Here is a 16,393-nt window from a genome sequence, read left to right as displayed (position 1 = left end):
CGTTCCTTCTTTCATGGAGCTGCCTGGAAAATCGACACTCTATATTGCAAACGATGTTGTCATGGTACACATCAAGCGGGATACCCTAGGGTTTATGCCTGATATTTTTGGAGTCATCGCTGACGCGACACGGCGGGACATCCTGCAGGTGCTGCTTGAGCGGCACCTCCGGGATAGCGAAATCAGCGTGTCGGAAATCGTGGGTCAGCTTGAAATTAGCCAGCCGACAGTTTCCAAGCACCTGAAAGTACTGCGTGACGCAGAACTCGTAACCGTGCGCGAAGAGGGTCAGCACAGATTCTACTCGCTGCAGCCGGAGCCCCTGGAGATGATCGAAGACTTCGTCATCCCCTTCTTGTCTGCCGGTTTCGAGACTGAAGTGACCGTTGAGTACCGCGACGAAGATGGCTCACTTCTTTCCGACCCTGAGGGGCTCGGCGAAGAGGTGCTTCCCGAAGAAGCAGCTGCCGCTGCTGAACGGATTGGCCGCGCTGCAGCCAAGGCCGAACATCGAGTCAAAGAGCTCGTTGCGCGGTTTAAATTGCGTGGCTGAGAGTTTCCAATTCGCGCAAGCGCATTGCGCGATATAAGATTAGTGTTTTGTGGGCCGCTGTCGGTCCCGCACGATAATTCAATTTTTGTGAGGTAACCGATGGGTTCAGTCATCAAGAAGCGTCGTAAGCGCATGTCGAAGAAGAAGCACCGCAAGCTGCTTCGTAAGACGCGTCACCAGCGTCGCAACAAGAAGTAATCGACGCGCCTCAGGCGCGATCGATGTGAGGTCCCGAGCTTTCGAGCTTGGGACCTTCTTCTTTTTCTGGTGGATGGCAGTGGTGGTAGATCACCACCGCTAGAGGCGACTGATTTCCTGGCGTGGGCGCACGGCGATGTCCGTGAGCTGAACATCGGCAGGGGCATCGACCACGAAGCGCACCGCGGCTGCGACGGATTCTGGCTTGATGTACTGCTCGGGGGAGTACTGCTCGGCTGGGATCGTGCTGCGCAGCATCGCCGTGTCCGTTTGTCCGGGTGCAACGGTCGCGACCCGCACTCGGTTCGGCTCCTCGTCGATACGGAGGACGTCTGCGACGGCGCGTAGCGCATGCTTCGAAGCGGAATACACGGCGCTGCCAGGCACTGGCTTCGTGCTGGCGCCAGACCCGATGAAGACGATGGTGCCTTGCGAGGTACGCAAGAGCGGCAGCGTGAGCCGCGTAATGGTGGCAGGCGCGGTCACGTTGACCGCGAAGTGTGTCTCCCAGTCACTCTCGGTCGCCTGCGCGACGCCGAGCGAGTGCGCGATTGCAGCTGCGTGCACGAGTACATCGAGCCGCGAGAGTGTTGCGATCCGCTCGCCGAGGCGCTGCGAATCGGTGATGTCGCAGTCCCACGCGGTTGCCCCCGTCTCTGCAGCAACCTCCCCGAGCCGCACCCTATCGCGACCGACTGCGATCACATGGTGGGTGCGTGAGAGGTCGCGGGCGATCTCGCGACCCATACCGCTTGATGCGCCGGTGACGAGAGCGACGGGAAGCTGTTCTGGCATGGAGGTGTCCTTCAAAATGTTGTGGTGTATCTGTGCGGAAATAGTGTGCTGGGCGGAACGCGCTGCCGGCACCGAAACCTGGTCAGGCAGCTGCAGTTGCGACGTGGGCGGCTAGCGCGATGTCAAGCGCCGTCCGTGCGACGCGAGTGGTTTCGCGCAGCATGGAGGGGTCGGTGCCAGGCATCGGGCTGATGATCGTGCCGTGCACGGCGTCGTCGACGGGGATTCCCGCGACGAGCACGCGTGGATCGGCCGATCCGTCGGTGCCGATGAGTTGCCCGGTTGCCGGATCGAGGTCGAACGCGCCGGTTTCGACGGGGGATCCGTCGCGCGCTGAGATCATGTAGCTACGAGCGCGTCCGGTAGTAACGAGGCTGCGTGCGAGCGGATCGGCTGTATTTGCCACGCTGTGGAAGTGCATCCACGCGTCGATGAGTGCCGGGGCGATCACTTCGGAACCAGAAACCGCATCTGAGCTTGCGATGAATCCGCGCGTATCGATGTCGATGTGGGCGCGTGGACCGATGAAGCGCACGATGCCCTGCTCGGCGAGCGCGACGAGCTGCCGGTTGCGGAACGCGGGTGGGCCTGACCCCGCCATGGCTCCGACGCCCATGACCATGCGGTATCCGGCCGAGCGGGATTCGGCATCGAAACCACCGAGCGATCCGACGACGTCCACGAGCCCGCGTGCAGCGCTCACTGACCAGAGCCCGGCTTTCACCGCGCTGTCGAATCCGAGTTCCGCTTCGCGGATGTCCTTGAGCACTCGCTCGCGCACCCACGTATCGAACGCTGCAGGGTCTTCGTGTTGTCGGGCGACCGGCAGCATCTCTGCCTCGAGATCGAAGCGGAGGTTGGGGTCTGGCACGAAGGCCGCTACTGCTGCGGAGATTCGTCGCGCCACAGCGAACAGGTCGGTGTGCGTGGCTGGATCGGAAGTCTGCTCGCGCTGCGCCTCAGCCGATGCGATAGCTGCAGTGATCGCAGCGTGCAGGTCGTCGCTTGTGCCCGTGACCGCACCTGGCGCAAGCGTGCGCAGCACTTCGGCATGGTCGAAGTAGGCGTCTGCGACGACGCGTGGCCAGAGCGTGCGGTCGAAGTTGATGGGGCGGCGAATGGCGCTCCAGTCGATGCTGCGTGCGAAGCGCTGTGCTGGGCGTGGTGGCAGCGATCCGTAGAGAGTCTTTGCGCGAAACGGCACGCCACGGTTTGAAGTGACGTGCAAGATTGGCTCGCGGCCGGATGCCTCGTAACGTAGCCCGCCAGGTGCATCGCTGCTTTCGATAAAACGCCCGCCGCGCCCAGCGGTGAGCAGCGCCATGGTGTCGAAGAATCCCATGCCGAGGCCTCGCACGATCGCGTGCGTTCCGGGTGCGATGCCGTCGAGGGGTTGTTCGACGGGGCTTCCTGGCCGCACCCAGGTGAGGTCGGGACGCGTAGTCAGTAGCTCGGTGAAGCGAGTCTCTTCGCTGGTCTGAGATCGTGGCATCCAACCGGTCGCGAGAATGGTCGCATCGGCCGTGACGGTGTCGCCGTCTGCGAGCTGCACGAGGTCTCGGGATCCTGTGCGCTCGATTCCGATGGCTGCGGTGCGGTGCCGGATCACCCGCACCGAGGCGGGGAGTAGGGCGACTGCGCGGTGATAGCACCAGCTGAGGTACTCGCCATAGAGCGCGCGGCTCGGGTGCGAATCTGGGAGCGTCGCGAGGAGCTCGTCGAAGTAGTCGGCAGCGAGGCCTGCACGTACCGGGAAGTCTGCGTAGCCGGCGACATTGCCTGCTGGAATCTTGGCAATGCGGTCGGTGAGAGTGGATTCGTCGAGGATCGTTCCGCCAGCTGCCGCGCTTCCCGGGTCCCTGCCGTCGCCGTGCGTGGTGCCAGCGGCGAGGCCGTCTCGGAGCGCGAGGAGTGACCATTCATAGAGGGTCGGCCCCTGGCGCACCGGCCCGGTGACGGTGCTGCCTGGCTCGGTGAAGAGGGTGACCGCATGTGACAGCGTGTTCATGCAGAGTTCGCGCGTCTGGTCGGTGCGCCAGATGCGGCCGGCTCCCGATTCCGCTGGGTCGATGACGTGTAGTTCGATGTCATGTTCTGGCAGGCCCGAGTCGTGGAGGTGCGCGCCGATGCGCTCAATGAGGGAGGCGCCGCGTGGGCCGGCTCCGATCAGCGCGATGGCGGTGCGGTGCGAAGTGGAAGTCATAGAGCCGTTATACGCGCCCGCTGCGGTCGCTTGAAACGTTGATGACTGAATATGACGGTGCGGTTGTGTGAAGTTCTGTGACACGAGGGGTTCCTAAAAAGTTATGGCACGTATAACAATAGCTTTTGTTGCGTGAGGTGTCGCGCACGACCCCCAGCGGCGCCGGCCGCACCAGATCTTGAGGAGAGCTTCCATGAATAAACGCCGTCTCGCATGGATCGGAGCCGTTGCCGCCGTCGCTATTGCGATGACGGGTTGCTCCGCAAACACCAGCGGGGAGAGTGGCGATGCTGGGTCGGGCGGCACGCTCACCTATCTTGAGCCGCAGACCTGGAACACGCTGTACCCGCCTGCCGGTGGCTTTTACCCCAACGGCGGCGTGCTGAACCAGGTGACTGATCGCCTGCTCTATCAGAACCCCGAAACTCTTGACCTTGAGCCATGGATCGCGAGCGAGTTGCCAGAGGTCAACGCAGACGCGACTGAGTACACCTTCACACTGCGTGACGGAGTCACCTACTCAGACGGCACCCCGCTCGATGCAGAGAACGTCGTGAAGAACTTCGATCTGTACGGTAAGGGCGACAATGCGCGAGCGCTGTCTGTCTCAGAAGCGATCAATAACTATGATCGCGGCGAGGTCGTCGACGAGCACACAGTGAAGTTCTTCTTCTCTGCACCGTCGCCGGGATTTGCGCAGGCGACCTCGACCATCAACTCGGGTCTGCTCTCGAATGGCACCCTCGATGGCAGGAATGAGGACTTCGGCCCAGGCAAGGCGAAAGACATTGTCGGCAGCGGCCCGTTCGTGATCTCAGACGAGAAGATCGGCAGCGAGCTGAAGCTCACCGCTCGGGAGGACTACAACTGGGCGCCGCCTTCGCTTGCGCACCAGGGTCGCGCAAGCATCGACGGGATCGACATTATCCTCGCGGGCGAGAACAGCGTGCGCATCGGCACCGTGGTGTCGGGTCAGGCAGACATTGCGCGGCAGATTCCGGCGTCGGATGAGTCGCAGTTTGAAGCTCCGGGCCTCACGCTCATCGCTGCGTCCACTAATGGTGTGAACAACGGCCTGAACTTCCGTCCGACGAGCGCACAACTTGGCGACATTCAGGTGCGTCAGGCAATCATTGCCGGTATCGATCGGCAGGCAATCATCGACACATTGTTCACGAAGAACTACCCGCTCGCGACGGGTATTCTCGCGAAGACCGCACTCGGCTACGTCGATAACTCCTCAGCGTGGACGCACGATCCGAAGAAGGCTGAGCAGCTGCTCGACGCGGCAGGCTGGGCGAAGGGAACTGACGGCGTGCGCGAGAAGAACGGCGAGCGCCTTTCACTCACCTTCAACGAGGCGCTGCCGCAGCCACGCTCCAAGGAGGTCGTCACCCTGATCCAGGAGCAGCTCGCGCCGCTCGGCATCGAGGTGAAGATTTTCCCGGGTGACCAGGCTGCGCAGACCGAGGCAGCGCTGAGTGCCGACACGATCCAGGTCTACCATTCAATGGTCGGCCGTGCAGACTTCGACGTGCTCAAGTCACAGTACTTCTCGACGAACCGCAACTCGATCCTCAACGTCGAGGCCCAGGACGGCAAGATCTACGATGAAGAGCTCGACCAGTTGCTCGCGAAGATCGCCTCGGTGCCCACGATCGAGGAGCGCCAGGACGCTTCTGTCGCCGCCCAGCAGCGACTGATCGATCAGGCGTACGTGCTGCCACTGTTTGAGGAGCCACAGGTCTTCGGCCTCTCCGACACAGTGCAGGGCTTCAAGACCGAGTCGATCGGCCGGCCTTCCTTCTATGAAGTGCAGCTGAACAAGTGAGTATTGGCGCGCTAGCACGGCGTATCGGCCAGGCATTCCTGGTCCTCGCCCTCGCATATACAGGTGCCTACGTGTTGCTTGCGGCACTTCCGGGTGACGCCGTGTTGGCGCGCTTTGGCAACCCCGAGTTGGGGTTGACGCCGGAGCAAATCGAGGAGATCCGCACGACGTATGGCACCGAACGGCCGTTCATTGCGCGGTATCTCGAATCGATCTGGCAGTTCCTGCACGGCGATCTCGGCTATTCCGTGTACAGCGGAGCCAAGGTCTCCGACCTCATTGCGGAGGCACTGCCATCGACGCTCGCGCTCGCGAGTATTGGACTCATTGGCGCGGTGTTCCTCGCCGTGGTGATTGCGTTCACAGCGAGTTTCGGGAGCGGGAAGTGGCTGCGCGGGCTGTTCCGCAACCTGCCGCCGCTCCTCGTCTCGCTTCCCGTGTTCTGGATCGGTATCGTGCTCATCCAGGTGTTCTCGTTCCAGCTGGGGCTCGTCCCCATTCTCAACGCGACACCGGCGCAGGCGATCATCCTGCCGGCGATCACCATCATGATTCCAATTGCCGCCCCGCTTGCGCAGGTGTTCCTCCGCAGCATCGACGAGGTCCGCGAGCAGCCGTTCGTGACTGTGGTGCGTGCCCGTGGCGCGAACACGTCGTGGCTGCTCTGGCGCAACGTCGCTCCCAACGCCCTGCTGCCTGCGCTTACCATGGCAGGGTTGCTCTTCGGTGAGCTCGTTGGTGGCGCGATCATCACCGAGGCCGTGTTCGGCAGAGTCGGGATCGGCGCCCTCACTGCCCAGGCGGTGCAGCAGCGCGATACGCCAGTTCTCCTCGCCATCGTGGTGATCGCGACCGTCGTATTCGTCACGATCAACCTTGTGGTTGACCTGCTGCACCCGGTGCTTGACGCGCGGCTGCGTCTTCGCAGCACCGGTGGGAGTAAGAACCGTACCGTGTCTGCGGGGCCGGCAACGACTGCTGCTTCCGCAGCACCAGAACACACCGCGAATGCGGCAGTAGCGGAAGGAGAGGCGCGATGACCGAGACCGTTGTTCAAGCTGAGCCCCAGCTCTCACACGCAGGAAAAGCACCCAAAGCCAAGCGCGCGGTTCGCGGTTCGCGGTCGGTGGGCGGCTGGCGCGCGCTCTTCCGTCCTGGCGCGATCGTACCGATCGTGATCCTGGTTATCGCCCTCGCGTGGGCGATAATGCCTGGACTGTTTACGTCGGTGAGTCCGAACGAGCAGGTTGGTGCCGCGCTCCAAGCCCCGAGTGCAGAGCATTGGTTTGGCACAGATGCGACGGGACGCGACCTGTATTCGCGCGTGATCCACGGCGCTGGCGAATCGATCACGGCAGCGTTGCTCGCAGTCCTGGTTGGCCTCGTATTTGGCTCACTCATCGGAGTGACGGCAGGCGCGGTCGGCGGGCTTGTTGACGAAGCGCTTATGCGCGTCGTTGATGTGCTGCTCGCGATTCCGACGCTGCTGTTGTCACTCAGCATCGTGATCCTGATCGGTTTCGGTACGAACAATGCAGCGATTGCCGTTGGTGTGACCTCGGTCGCCGTGTTTGCGCGGTTGTCTCGCTCGCAGGTGATGAGCGTGCGCGCAAGTGAGTTTGTTGAAGCGGCGTATGGCTCCGGTGGCACCTTCGGAACTGTGCTCTGGCGGCACGTGTTGCCGAATTCACTTACCCCGGTTATTGCGCTCGCTGCGCTCCAGCTTGGCTCGGCGATCCTGCAGATCTCGACCCTTGGCTTCCTTGGATATGGTGCGCCGCCCCCAACGCCGGAGTGGGGCTTGCTCATTGCTGAGGGCCGCAACTACATTGCCACCGCTTGGTGGCTCACCACCTTGCCGGGCCTTACCGTCGTGTTCGTCGTGATCGCGACGAACCGCCTGAGCCAGGCGATCAGCGTCGGAGAGAACAGATGAGCGTCACACCCCTTCTCAGTATTCGTGATCTTGCGGTGCAGTATCGCACCGCCCACGGGCCGGTCGAAGCCGTGCGCGGCGTGAGCTTTGACGTCACGCCAGGTAAGGTCACCGCAGTGGTCGGCGAGTCGGGATCTGGCAAGTCGACGGTCGCCCAATCGGTGATCGGCCTGCTTGCCTCGAACGGCTCGATCACGCGCGGCAGTATCACGCTCAATGAACGTCGCCTTGGCAAAACCGAACTCGTCGGGCTGCCCGAACGCAGATGGCAGGACCTGCGTGGTCGGTGCATCGGGCTCATCCCGCAAGACCCAGGCAACTCGCTCAACCCGGTGCAGTCGGTCGGCAAGAGTATCAGTGAGTCGCTGCGCATCCACGGCAAGCCGAGTCGGGCCGAGGTACGAGACCGCGTGCACGCACTCCTGGAGCAGGTGGGCATCGACAACCCGGTGAAGCGGGCGAAGCAGCATCCCCATGAGCTCTCTGGCGGTATGCGGCAGCGGGTGCTCATCGCGGCGGCGATCGCCAATGACCCAGAACTCATCATTGCTGACGAGCCGACCTCTGCGCTTGACGTGACGGTGCAGCGTACGGTGCTCGACCTCATCGATCGGCTGCGTGAGGAAACCGGCACTGGCGTGCTCTTCATCACGCATGATCTTGCCGTGGCGGCCGACCGTGCAGACGACGTCGTGGTGATGCGCAATGGCGAAGTGCAAGAAACTGGCCCGAGCGCGCGGGTGCTCGCGCAGCCTGCGGCCGAGTATACGAAGCAACTCATGCGTGATGCGCCGTCGTTTGGTGCAATTCGTGAGCGTGAGCGTATCGAGGTCGGCGCGAGTGGCCAAGAAGTTATTGCCGCGGTATCCGAGCGCGCGAACCGCCGTACAACAGCGACTGCGCTTGTCGAGGTGCGTGACCTGCGTCAGGTCTTTGGGCGCGGGTCCGATGCCTTCGTGGCGATCGACGACGTGTCGTTCTCGGTCGCTCGCGGATCGACACACGCGATCGTGGGTGAGTCTGGGTCAGGCAAGACGACCACGGGACGCATCATTGCGGGCTTTGAGAAGCCGGCGTCCGGCAGCGTACTGCTCACCGCCGCTGACGCGCACGCTGGTGTCGACGTAACAGAGCTGCGAGGCAAGCCGCTGCGTGAGTTCAGACGCACCACGCAGATGGTCTATCAGAACCCATACGGTTCGCTTGATCCACGTCTGTCGATCGGTCAGACCCTCGCAGAACCGCTCAAGAACTTTGGCATCGCACCGCGTGCAGAGCACGTCGAACGTGTCGCGCACGCACTTGAACTCGTGGCGCTCCCGCCAGAATTTGCGCAGCGGAAGCCGCGCGAACTGTCTGGGGGCCAGCGCCAACGTGTTGCGATTGCGCGGGCGCTCATCGTTGAACCCGAACTCGTGGTGCTAGACGAGGCGGTGTCAGCTCTCGACGTGACAGTGCAGGCGCAGATCCTCAGGTTGCTCGCGCAGCTGCAGGAAGAGCTCGGGCTCACCTACATCTTCATTTCACACGACCTCGCCGTGGTGCGACAAATCGCAGACACGGTTTCGGTGCTGCAGCGTGGTCGACAGGTCGAGCAGGGCGAAACGGAATCGGTATTCTCCAACGCCCAGCATGCGTACACGCAGCGTCTGCTCGACGCGATTCCTGGCGCCTCGCTCGCTTCAGGTCACTGGGTGATCTGAACCCGGCTCCCGATATCTCGCTGCTCATTTGAACGGATCTCATATGTCTCACACCCCATACCCCACCGCGCTCGACTTCGACCTGATTGATTCCCTGGCCGGCATCGCAGTTGGTGATGCGCTTGACGCAGCACGCCACCGCAGGCCTGACGCGAGGGCACACGCTCAGGGCAGCTTCGAGGCGCTGTTCCTCCCGGTTGATGCGAGCGATGTCTCCCTGTCAGAACGTGCAGCGATCGGCCTGTTCGTTGCGCGTCTCCACGCGGATCCAGCGGCCGTCGCGTTCTATGGCGCGCTCCTCGAAGCGACCGGTGGGGGCGTTGGACTCTTCCCGCTCATCGTTGCCGAGGCAGAGCGTTCTGCGGGATCCGGCCCGTACGGAGCCTTCCACGCGGAGAACGCGCCAGAGAGTACCGAAGGCCCGGTGTATGAGGTGTCGTCGGTCGAGGCAGCCTATGCCCTCGGTGACCGACTCGCAGCTGCGCTTGAGCATGCGCACCTCCTCGTGCTGCATCCGCGCGATGCGGCTCGTGAACGCCTGCAGCGGCTGCTCGACGGCGGCTGGAGCAGCACAGGAGTCGTCACCATTTCACAAATCGTTGCTTTCCTGTCATTCCAGCTGCGCGTCGTCCACGGCCTCGCTGCCGTGCGTACGGCAGGCGGCGGAGCAACGGTTGCTGCGAGCGATCTGCGGGGGCTCGCAGCAGAGGTCGCGCGTGTGGCAGAGGCGAAGCTCAGTGCTGCCGGTGACGATCCCACCCTGGCCCCAGCACCCGCCGCTGAGCAGCTGCCAGCAGCGCCATCCGTGACGGAGCCGCCGCGCTTCACGCAGGACTCGCTTGGCTGGAAGCCGTGGCTCCAACCACTCCCCGTTGCTGAGTTCACCGAGCGTCACTTCGAGGGCCTGGTCGAGCGCGAGCGCGTGCACATGCCTTACTTCCGTGTGCTCGCACGCGACCCGGAGGCGCTGCGCGAACGCACCCTCACTGACCTTGATATCTTCAATAACGTTGACGCCGGCTTGCCGCGCGCAGACCGCGAGTTCGGTGCAGCCGTGGCTTCGCGACTCAATGGCTGCGTGTTTTGTGCCTCCGTGCACTCGAGGTTTGCCACCAAGCAGGGTGCTGACCGCGATGCCGTGCAGCGCCTGCTCGACGAGGGCGTTGGCGTGCGCTACGGCAACCGGTGGGATCAGCTCATCGACGCGACGGTCGCGTTGACCGTGACACCGCCACGTTTTGGGGCGGATGAGGTCGCGGCTCTGCGTGGTGCTGGCCTCGATGAGCTCGAACTCCTCGACGCGATTCAAGCCGGATCATTCTTCAACTGGGCGAACCGCCTCATGCTCTCGCTCGGTGAACCGACAGTCGTCAGCTGAGGCTGAGACCCATTTCTTGTGACCCCTCGACGATGTCGGTGGTGCGACGTACCCTGAAGGCATGTGCGCATCAACGGGACTTCGACATGGCGGATCCGCGATCGGTATCGACGGCCAGCCGTTCGTCCCGCTCGATGGCCAGGCAGAGACGCTTGAACTCGCTGGCTGGTGGGAGTCGCAGCAGGGCAATGCCAAGATCACTGGCCGGAATGCTCGGAATTTGAACCCGATCATCCTCGCGGCTGGAGATGCGGGAGTGGCGGCGGCAGGCTCCGCGGCGGGCACGGCGGCAGGCGCGGCTGCCGGCCCTGCCGCGTTCGACCGCGAGCTCCGTTTCGCCTGGTGGTGGATCTGGAAGAACAGCACCGGCCCCGTGAAGTTCTCGGCGTTCAACTCGCGCAGCGACAGGCTGCTGCAGTCGTGGTCATCGGAGTTTCAGCACCGGGCGATCATTCCCGCGAGCTGGTACGTGGAGAAGGGGGTGCGGTTTGAACATCCGACGGGGGGGGCACCTTCGGCATCGCCGCGATCACCTCGACCGTGCAGGACGCCGACGGTTCAGATCTCGTCACCTACTCGATGGTGACGCGCAGTGCGGTCGGTGAGGCCGCGAGCGTGCACGACCGCATGCCGCTCGTGATCCCGCCCGAGATGCACGAGGCCTGGCTCGACCCGACCCAGCCCGGTGACCGAGAGCTCGCGCTCGCCTCGGTTGCCTGGTCAGAGGAACTTTCGCGCGCGATGATCCCAGCAGGCCCGGTGCAGCAGGCCAGGAGCGTCAATCGCACGGCGCGCGGGTCGGCCGCTCGAACCCCAGAAGCTCCGCCCACCCTGTTCTGACTTGGGGCTATGGCAAGGCAGCCGAAACCGATAGCGTGTTCCGCATGAGCTCACAGAATGCCAATGGTGGCATCGTCATCACCGCGATCGACCTCGCAGCAGACAGTGCGGAGGGCACGGAGTGCCCAGAAGCGCCCGAAGCAACCCCGCTCGCTGGCCTCACCCTCGCGGTGAAAGACAACATCGACGTCGCGGGTGTCCCGACGACCGCCGGTTCGCAGCTGCTTGGCCGCGAGGCTGCCCTGCGCACGGCACCCGTTGTCGCGGCGCTCGAAGCCGCCGGTGCACGTGTCAACGCGAAGGTGAACCTGCACGAGTTCGCATACGGCGTGAGCAGTGACAATCCGTGGCACGGCAGAACGCCGAACCCGCGCTTCCCAGACCACGTCCCCGGCGGATCCTCCGGCGGCAGCGCCGCAGCCATCGCGGGCGGAGTGAGTGATATCGCGTTGGGAACGGATACGGCTGGGTCGATCCGCATCCCCGCCGCATGCACCGCGACGGTGGGCCTGCGCCCGCGCAATGGCTCGCTCGATCTTGCCGGGGTCTTCCCGCTGTGCCCATCGTTTGACACGGTTGGGCCGATGGCGGGCACGGTGCAGTTGGTCGATGCGGCATGGCAGGCGATGCGCGCGGGGCGCTCGGCAGGGCGCGGATCAGTGCGTCACGGCGCAGTGTCTTCGGGAGAAGAGCGCGCGCTGCCCGAGAAAGTCGGTTTCTTCGGTGACCCCGATCCCCGAGCGCTCGAGCTCCTGAAAGGCCTCGGTGTCGAGCCGGTCGCGCTCGAATTCCCGCTCGAGGAGATTGAGGACGAGTTCTGGGCGCCGTTCCGCGCGGAGATCGCGCGGACGCACGCGGCAACCTACCCGCGGCTGGCGGATGACTACGACCCGAACGTTGCCGCCAAGATGGCGAACACCCAGGGTGTCCAGGCAGCCGAGTACGAGGAGCGCATGGCTGCGCTTGGCGCGATCCGCGACCGTGTGCTGGTCGAGTGCAAGATGAAGGGCGTGACCTCGGTGGTGAGCCCCGTGCTGGGCCTGCCCGTTCCACGTGCAACGGATGACGAGGTCGACTACCGCAATCTGCTCGGGTTGTACACGATCCCCGCGTCGGCGCTCAATCTTGCCTCGCTCGCGATTGGTAACTTCCTCATCACCGGTCTCACGGAAGACCACGTGCTCGCGCTCGGGCTTGCGCTCGAAGCGGCTGGCCTTGCGCCGGTCCTGCCGGCGTTGGCGTAGGGGCGGATCCGCCACTCACCAACCCAGCTAGCTCAGTGCCGTGGCCGCGAGCGTTTCGCGGAGGCGCTGCAGCAGGCGCTGGGTTGGCTGCTGCATGCCGCGCTGGGAGCAGAGCGCCCACACATGGCGGACGAGCATGAGCTCCGGCACGTGCAGAATGCTCGCGCCCGGCGGCAGATCACGGAGGGCTGCCTCGGGGACGAAGGCGGCGGCGTATCCGCTCGCGACGAGCTTTGCAGTGACGGCGAAGTCGTCGCAGCGAGCGACGGTGCGCGGCTTGAGGCCCTGCGCCGCGAACAGGCTCTCGATCTCGTCGCTATCGCTATTGCCGCTGTGGTGCATGACCCAGGCGCGGCCGACGAGCTGTTCGGGCGTGACGGTTTCCTGTTCGTGGAGGTGCCAGCTGGTGGGGGCGAGGACGCGGTACCGATCCTCGCCGAGATACACCGCGCGCACGGAGTCGGGCCAGGAGAGGCCGCTGTCACCCACACGGTAGACAAGGGAGACGTCGACCTCCTCGCCACTGCGCAGCGCCTGTACGGCCGGTGATGGGTCCCGCACCGTGAGGCGGATCGCGAGCGAGGGCTCGTCAGCAAGCTGTTCTGCGAGGAGCGCGGGGAAGATCTGGTGCGCGAGACTCGCATAGACGCTCATGCGGAGTTCACTGCTCGTCTCACGGTCGATGCCAGACGCCGCCTCGATGAGGGAGTCGAGTTCGCTGAGTACCGCGACCGCGTGCTCGGCCATGACCTCGGCTGCGCGGGTCGGGCGGGCGCTGCGGGCGCCGCGCTCAAACAGCTTGATGCCCGAGTCGCTTTCGAGCGCGGTCATCTGCTGCGAGACGGCCGACGGGGTGTAGCCGAGGCGGTTGGCGGCGGCTGCGAACGAACCCAGACGCACCACCTCAAGCAGGGTGCGCAGGTGAACGGGGTTGAGCATTGGATCTCCGATCGGCGTTGAGCGTAAGTAATGCTGATGCTCAGGATAGCGAATTCTCTGACCCCTCAGGTGGAATCATGCGTGCTTCCTGATCTAATCTGAGGCGAACGACGAACTCACCGGTGATTTCGAAAGGGTAAGTGATCCTTATGGTGTCCACGCTTTTCTTGCATCCTGCAATCCACACACTGGAGAGCGATGCCAGCACTGTGAGCGCCATGCTCGTGACCGATGGGCGGATCGTTGCCCTCGGCACCGAGGAAAACCTGCGGGCGCAGAGCCCCGAAGGCACCGAGACCGTGCAGCTCGAGGGTGGCATCGTGCTCCCCGGCTTCCACGACGCGCACTTCCACATCGGCAACCTCGCGCGCGAGCTCGAAGCACCCGACCTGCGCGAGGCGACCTCGCTTGCAGAGACGCTCGACCTGCTTCGCGTGTGGAAGGTTGAACATCCCGGGAGCGAGTGGGTACTCGGCGGCCGTTGGAACCAGAACCAGTGGACCGACGGCGAAACCCCGCACCGCGCACGCCTCGACACCGTGTTCGGCGACCGCCCTGTTGCGCTCCCGAGCGTTGATGGGCACTCGGTCTGGGCGAACTCGGCAGGCCTTGCAGCGGTGGGCATCGACCGCAACACGGCAGACCCCGTCGGCGGGCGCATCGATCGCGACGAGGCGGGGGAGCCGACGGGCTGGCTCTTCGAATCTGCGATGGATGAGATCCGCGACCTGTCAGAGGCCGCACTCATCAGCACGCTGCACGAGAGCCTCGACCTCGCCCAGCGCGAGCTGCTCGCGGTCGGCATCACCCACATCACGAACTTCGACGGTGACGACGTACGCCAGGGCATGCTGCGGCTGCAGGCCGATGGTCGCTTGCGGATCCGCGCCCATCTCGGCAGTGCGGCCGCGGATCTGGACCGGACGATCGCAGCGGGTCGCCGTACCGGTGACGGCGATGAGTGGATCACCGAGGGCCCGGTGAAACTGTACTCGGACGGTGCGCTCGGCTCGCACACCGCGTTCATGCACGAGGACTTCGTCGACGAACCTGGCAATCACGGCATCGCAATCGTGCCCTTCGAGGAACTCTGCGCGCAGGTCGAACAGGCGGTGAGCAACGGCATTGCCGTCGCCACCCACGCGATCGGCGACCGGGCCAACACCAACGTCCTCGACGCCTACGAACGCGTGGCCGCGCTCGCCGCAGAGCAGGGGCTGTTGAACCGCGTTGAGCACGGTCAGCACCTCCAGTGGGCAGACGTTGAACGGTTCACGAAGCTCAACGTTGTTGCCTCGCTGCAGCCTATTCACTGCACGACTGACTTCCCGCTGAGCCACGAGCTCATCGGTGACCGCGATATCGCTCACTACCCGTGGCGCTCGCTGATCGACTCGGGAGCGCTCCTCGCCTTCGGCTCGGACGCTCCCGTCGAACCCGCGAACCCGCTCTTCGGCGTGCACGCCGCGGTCACCCGCGAGAACCGCGCGGGTGAGCCGGCTGGCGGCCGCGAGCCGGAGCAGCGGATCAGCCTGCTCGAGGCACTGCAGCGGTTCACCGCGGCCGGTGCTGACGCGGCGAATCTCGGCCACCAGGTTGGCCGCCTTGCGCCTGGCCAGCTCGCAGACTTCGTCGTCCTGGATCGCGACATCTTCGCCGTCGATCCGCGCGAAATCCCCAACTTGCAGGTGCGCACCGTCGTCGTTGACGGCCGCATCGTGCACGAGTCCCGCTAACTGCGGCCTCGCCCCCGAAACCCAGTGTTCAAAGGAGAAACACCATGAAGAAAAGCACTCGATTCCTGCAGACCGCAGGTGTCCTGACTGCCAGCCTCGCAATGCTGAGCCTCACCGCGTGCGGTGGCCAGTCGCTGTCAGGCGATGACAAGGACTCGGGCTCGGACAGCGCAGCTGTCGAGTTCATGGCGGTCCACGACGAGGAGAAGGCGAAAGACATCATCGAGGGCATCGAGCCCTCGGCTGAGGTCGCTGCGCTGCTTCCCGATGAGTTCAAGAAGGACGGCCTGACCTGGGTCACCTCGGTTGGCTACCCTCCCATGGAGGAGTGGGCGAGCGACAACGTCGGCATCATCGGTGTCGACCCCGCAATCGCGCACGCGGTGTCGCGCACCCTCGGCGTCTCGATGAAGATGGAAGATCAGGAATTCAACTCGATGATTCCGGGTCTCATCTCGAAGCGTTACGACGTGCTCGTCAGCTCGATGACCGACAACGAAGAGCGTCGCGAGACCACCACCTTCGTTGACTACGTGAGCGCGGGCAACGCGTTCCTCGTTGCGACCGGCAACCCCGAGAAGATTGCGAAGCCTGAAGATCTCTGCGGCAAGATCGTCGCGGTTGTTGACTCAGGTTCGTCTGCGGTGCTCGCTGGTGAGTTCTCGACCGCGTGTGAAGACGCTGGAAAGGCACCCTACGAGATCCTCGCGTTCGACGGTGACTCGGCAGCAAACCTCGCAGTGCAGAGCGGTCGCGCAGTCGCGACGATCACTGACTACCCCGTAGCTGCGGCACGTGCGGCGGATCCCGAAAACAAGATGGACGCTGTCGCCATCGAGGGTGGCGAGAGCCTCTGGGGCCTCGGCATCGACAACGCAAACCCTGAGCTCGCGAAGGCCGTCCAGGCTGCGCTCCAGGAGCTCATCGACAACGGTACCTACGTTGAAATCCTCAAGGCGTGGGACGTTGAAGGCATGGCAGTCGACGAGGCGCTGATTAACGGCGGCGCGTAAGCGCCCCGCATCACACCGAGCACG

Annotated in this window: 15 protein-coding genes; 12 read left to right on the top strand and 3 right to left on the bottom strand. The window is 64.1% G+C overall.

What is annotated here, in order from left to right; genetic code table 11:
* The first annotated feature begins 94 nt into the window (after nt 1-94).
* Entirely contained in the window at nt 95-553 is a 459-nt protein-coding gene (locus ICM05_RS05140; protein ID WP_188023511.1) for a helix-turn-helix transcriptional regulator, read from the top strand.
* Nucleotides 554-652: 99 nt separating this feature from the next.
* Nucleotides 653-751 carry a 30S ribosomal protein bS22 gene (locus tag ICM05_RS05135; RefSeq protein ID WP_005504750.1) on the top strand — a complete coding sequence of 33 codons (99 nt, stop codon included), beginning with the start codon at nt 653-655 and terminating at the stop codon, nt 749-751.
* Nucleotides 752-850: 99 nt separating this feature from the next.
* Here the strand turns inward: ICM05_RS05135 and ICM05_RS05130 are convergent, their stop codons facing one another.
* Complete coding sequence (locus tag ICM05_RS05130; protein WP_188023510.1) at nt 851-1,546, bottom strand: SDR family oxidoreductase; 696 nt, start codon at nt 1,544-1,546, stop codon at nt 851-853.
* 82 nt (nt 1,547-1,628) lie between these two features.
* The gene (locus ICM05_RS05125; protein ID WP_188023509.1) at nt 1,629-3,749 is read right to left on the bottom strand and encodes an FAD/NAD(P)-binding protein; all 2,121 of its coding nucleotides are present in this window, start codon (nt 3,747-3,749) and stop codon (nt 1,629-1,631) included.
* A gap of 193 nt (nt 3,750-3,942) precedes the next feature.
* Between ICM05_RS05125 and ICM05_RS05120 the strand changes: the two genes are divergently transcribed.
* From ICM05_RS05120 to ICM05_RS05085, 8 genes are all read left to right on the top strand, one after another.
* Nucleotides 3,943-5,580 (top strand): TIGR04028 family ABC transporter substrate-binding protein, encoded by a 1,638-nt coding sequence (locus ICM05_RS05120; protein WP_188023508.1) that lies wholly within the window; start codon nt 3,943-3,945, stop codon nt 5,578-5,580.
* Between the two features lie 2 nt (nt 5,581-5,582).
* Entirely contained in the window at nt 5,583-6,620 is a 1,038-nt protein-coding gene (locus ICM05_RS05115; RefSeq protein WP_215401747.1) for an ABC transporter permease, read from the top strand.
* Entirely contained in the window at nt 6,617-7,516 is a 900-nt protein-coding gene (locus ICM05_RS05110) for an ABC transporter permease (RefSeq protein ID WP_188023506.1), read from the top strand. The genes ICM05_RS05115 and ICM05_RS05110 overlap by 4 nt, the downstream gene beginning before the upstream one ends.
* Nucleotides 7,513-9,219, top strand: coding sequence for an ABC transporter ATP-binding protein (locus ICM05_RS05105; protein WP_188023505.1), 1,707 nt, complete (start codon nt 7,513-7,515; stop codon nt 9,217-9,219). Before ICM05_RS05110 ends, ICM05_RS05105 begins: the two co-directional genes overlap by 4 nt.
* Nucleotides 9,220-9,262: 43 nt before the next feature.
* Entirely contained in the window at nt 9,263-10,597 is a 1,335-nt protein-coding gene (locus tag ICM05_RS05100) for an alkylhydroperoxidase domain protein (RefSeq protein ID WP_188023504.1), read from the top strand.
* 61 nt (nt 10,598-10,658) lie between these two features.
* Nucleotides 10,659-11,183, top strand: a complete 525-nt coding sequence (locus tag ICM05_RS05095) for a hypothetical protein (RefSeq protein ID WP_188023503.1) — start codon at nt 10,659-10,661, stop codon at nt 11,181-11,183.
* Nucleotides 11,138-11,437, top strand: coding sequence for an SOS response-associated peptidase family protein (locus ICM05_RS05090; protein WP_188023502.1), 300 nt, complete (start codon nt 11,138-11,140; stop codon nt 11,435-11,437). Before ICM05_RS05095 ends, ICM05_RS05090 begins: the two co-directional genes overlap by 46 nt.
* Before the next feature lie 44 nt (nt 11,438-11,481).
* A complete protein-coding gene (locus tag ICM05_RS05085; protein ID WP_188023501.1) occupies nt 11,482-12,681 on the top strand; it encodes an amidase in 1,200 nt (399 codons plus the stop codon).
* A 27-nt stretch (nt 12,682-12,708) separates the two neighbouring features.
* On the opposite strand, the gene ICM05_RS05080 is transcribed toward ICM05_RS05085, so the two are convergent.
* Nucleotides 12,709-13,620: a LysR family transcriptional regulator gene (locus tag ICM05_RS05080; RefSeq protein WP_188023500.1), complete on the bottom strand. Its 912-nt coding sequence runs from the start codon at nt 13,618-13,620 to the stop codon at nt 12,709-12,711.
* Between the two features lie 149 nt (nt 13,621-13,769).
* Here ICM05_RS05080 and ICM05_RS05075 point away from each other — a divergent pair, with 149 nt between their 5' ends.
* Both ICM05_RS05075 and ICM05_RS05070 read left to right on the top strand, forming a co-directional pair.
* Nucleotides 13,770-15,356: an amidohydrolase gene (locus ICM05_RS05075; protein ID WP_188023499.1), complete on the top strand. Its 1,587-nt coding sequence runs from the start codon at nt 13,770-13,772 to the stop codon at nt 15,354-15,356.
* A 44-nt stretch (nt 15,357-15,400) separates the two neighbouring features.
* Nucleotides 15,401-16,369, top strand: coding sequence for an ABC transporter substrate-binding protein (locus ICM05_RS05070; protein WP_188023498.1), 969 nt, complete (start codon nt 15,401-15,403; stop codon nt 16,367-16,369).
* Nucleotides 16,370-16,393: the final 24 nt, after the last annotated feature.

The organism is Leucobacter sp. cx-42 (assembly GCF_014529985.1).
GTDB lineage: Bacteria > Actinomycetota > Actinomycetes > Actinomycetales > Microbacteriaceae > Leucobacter.
This window is presented reverse-complemented; position numbering and strand designations above follow the sequence as displayed.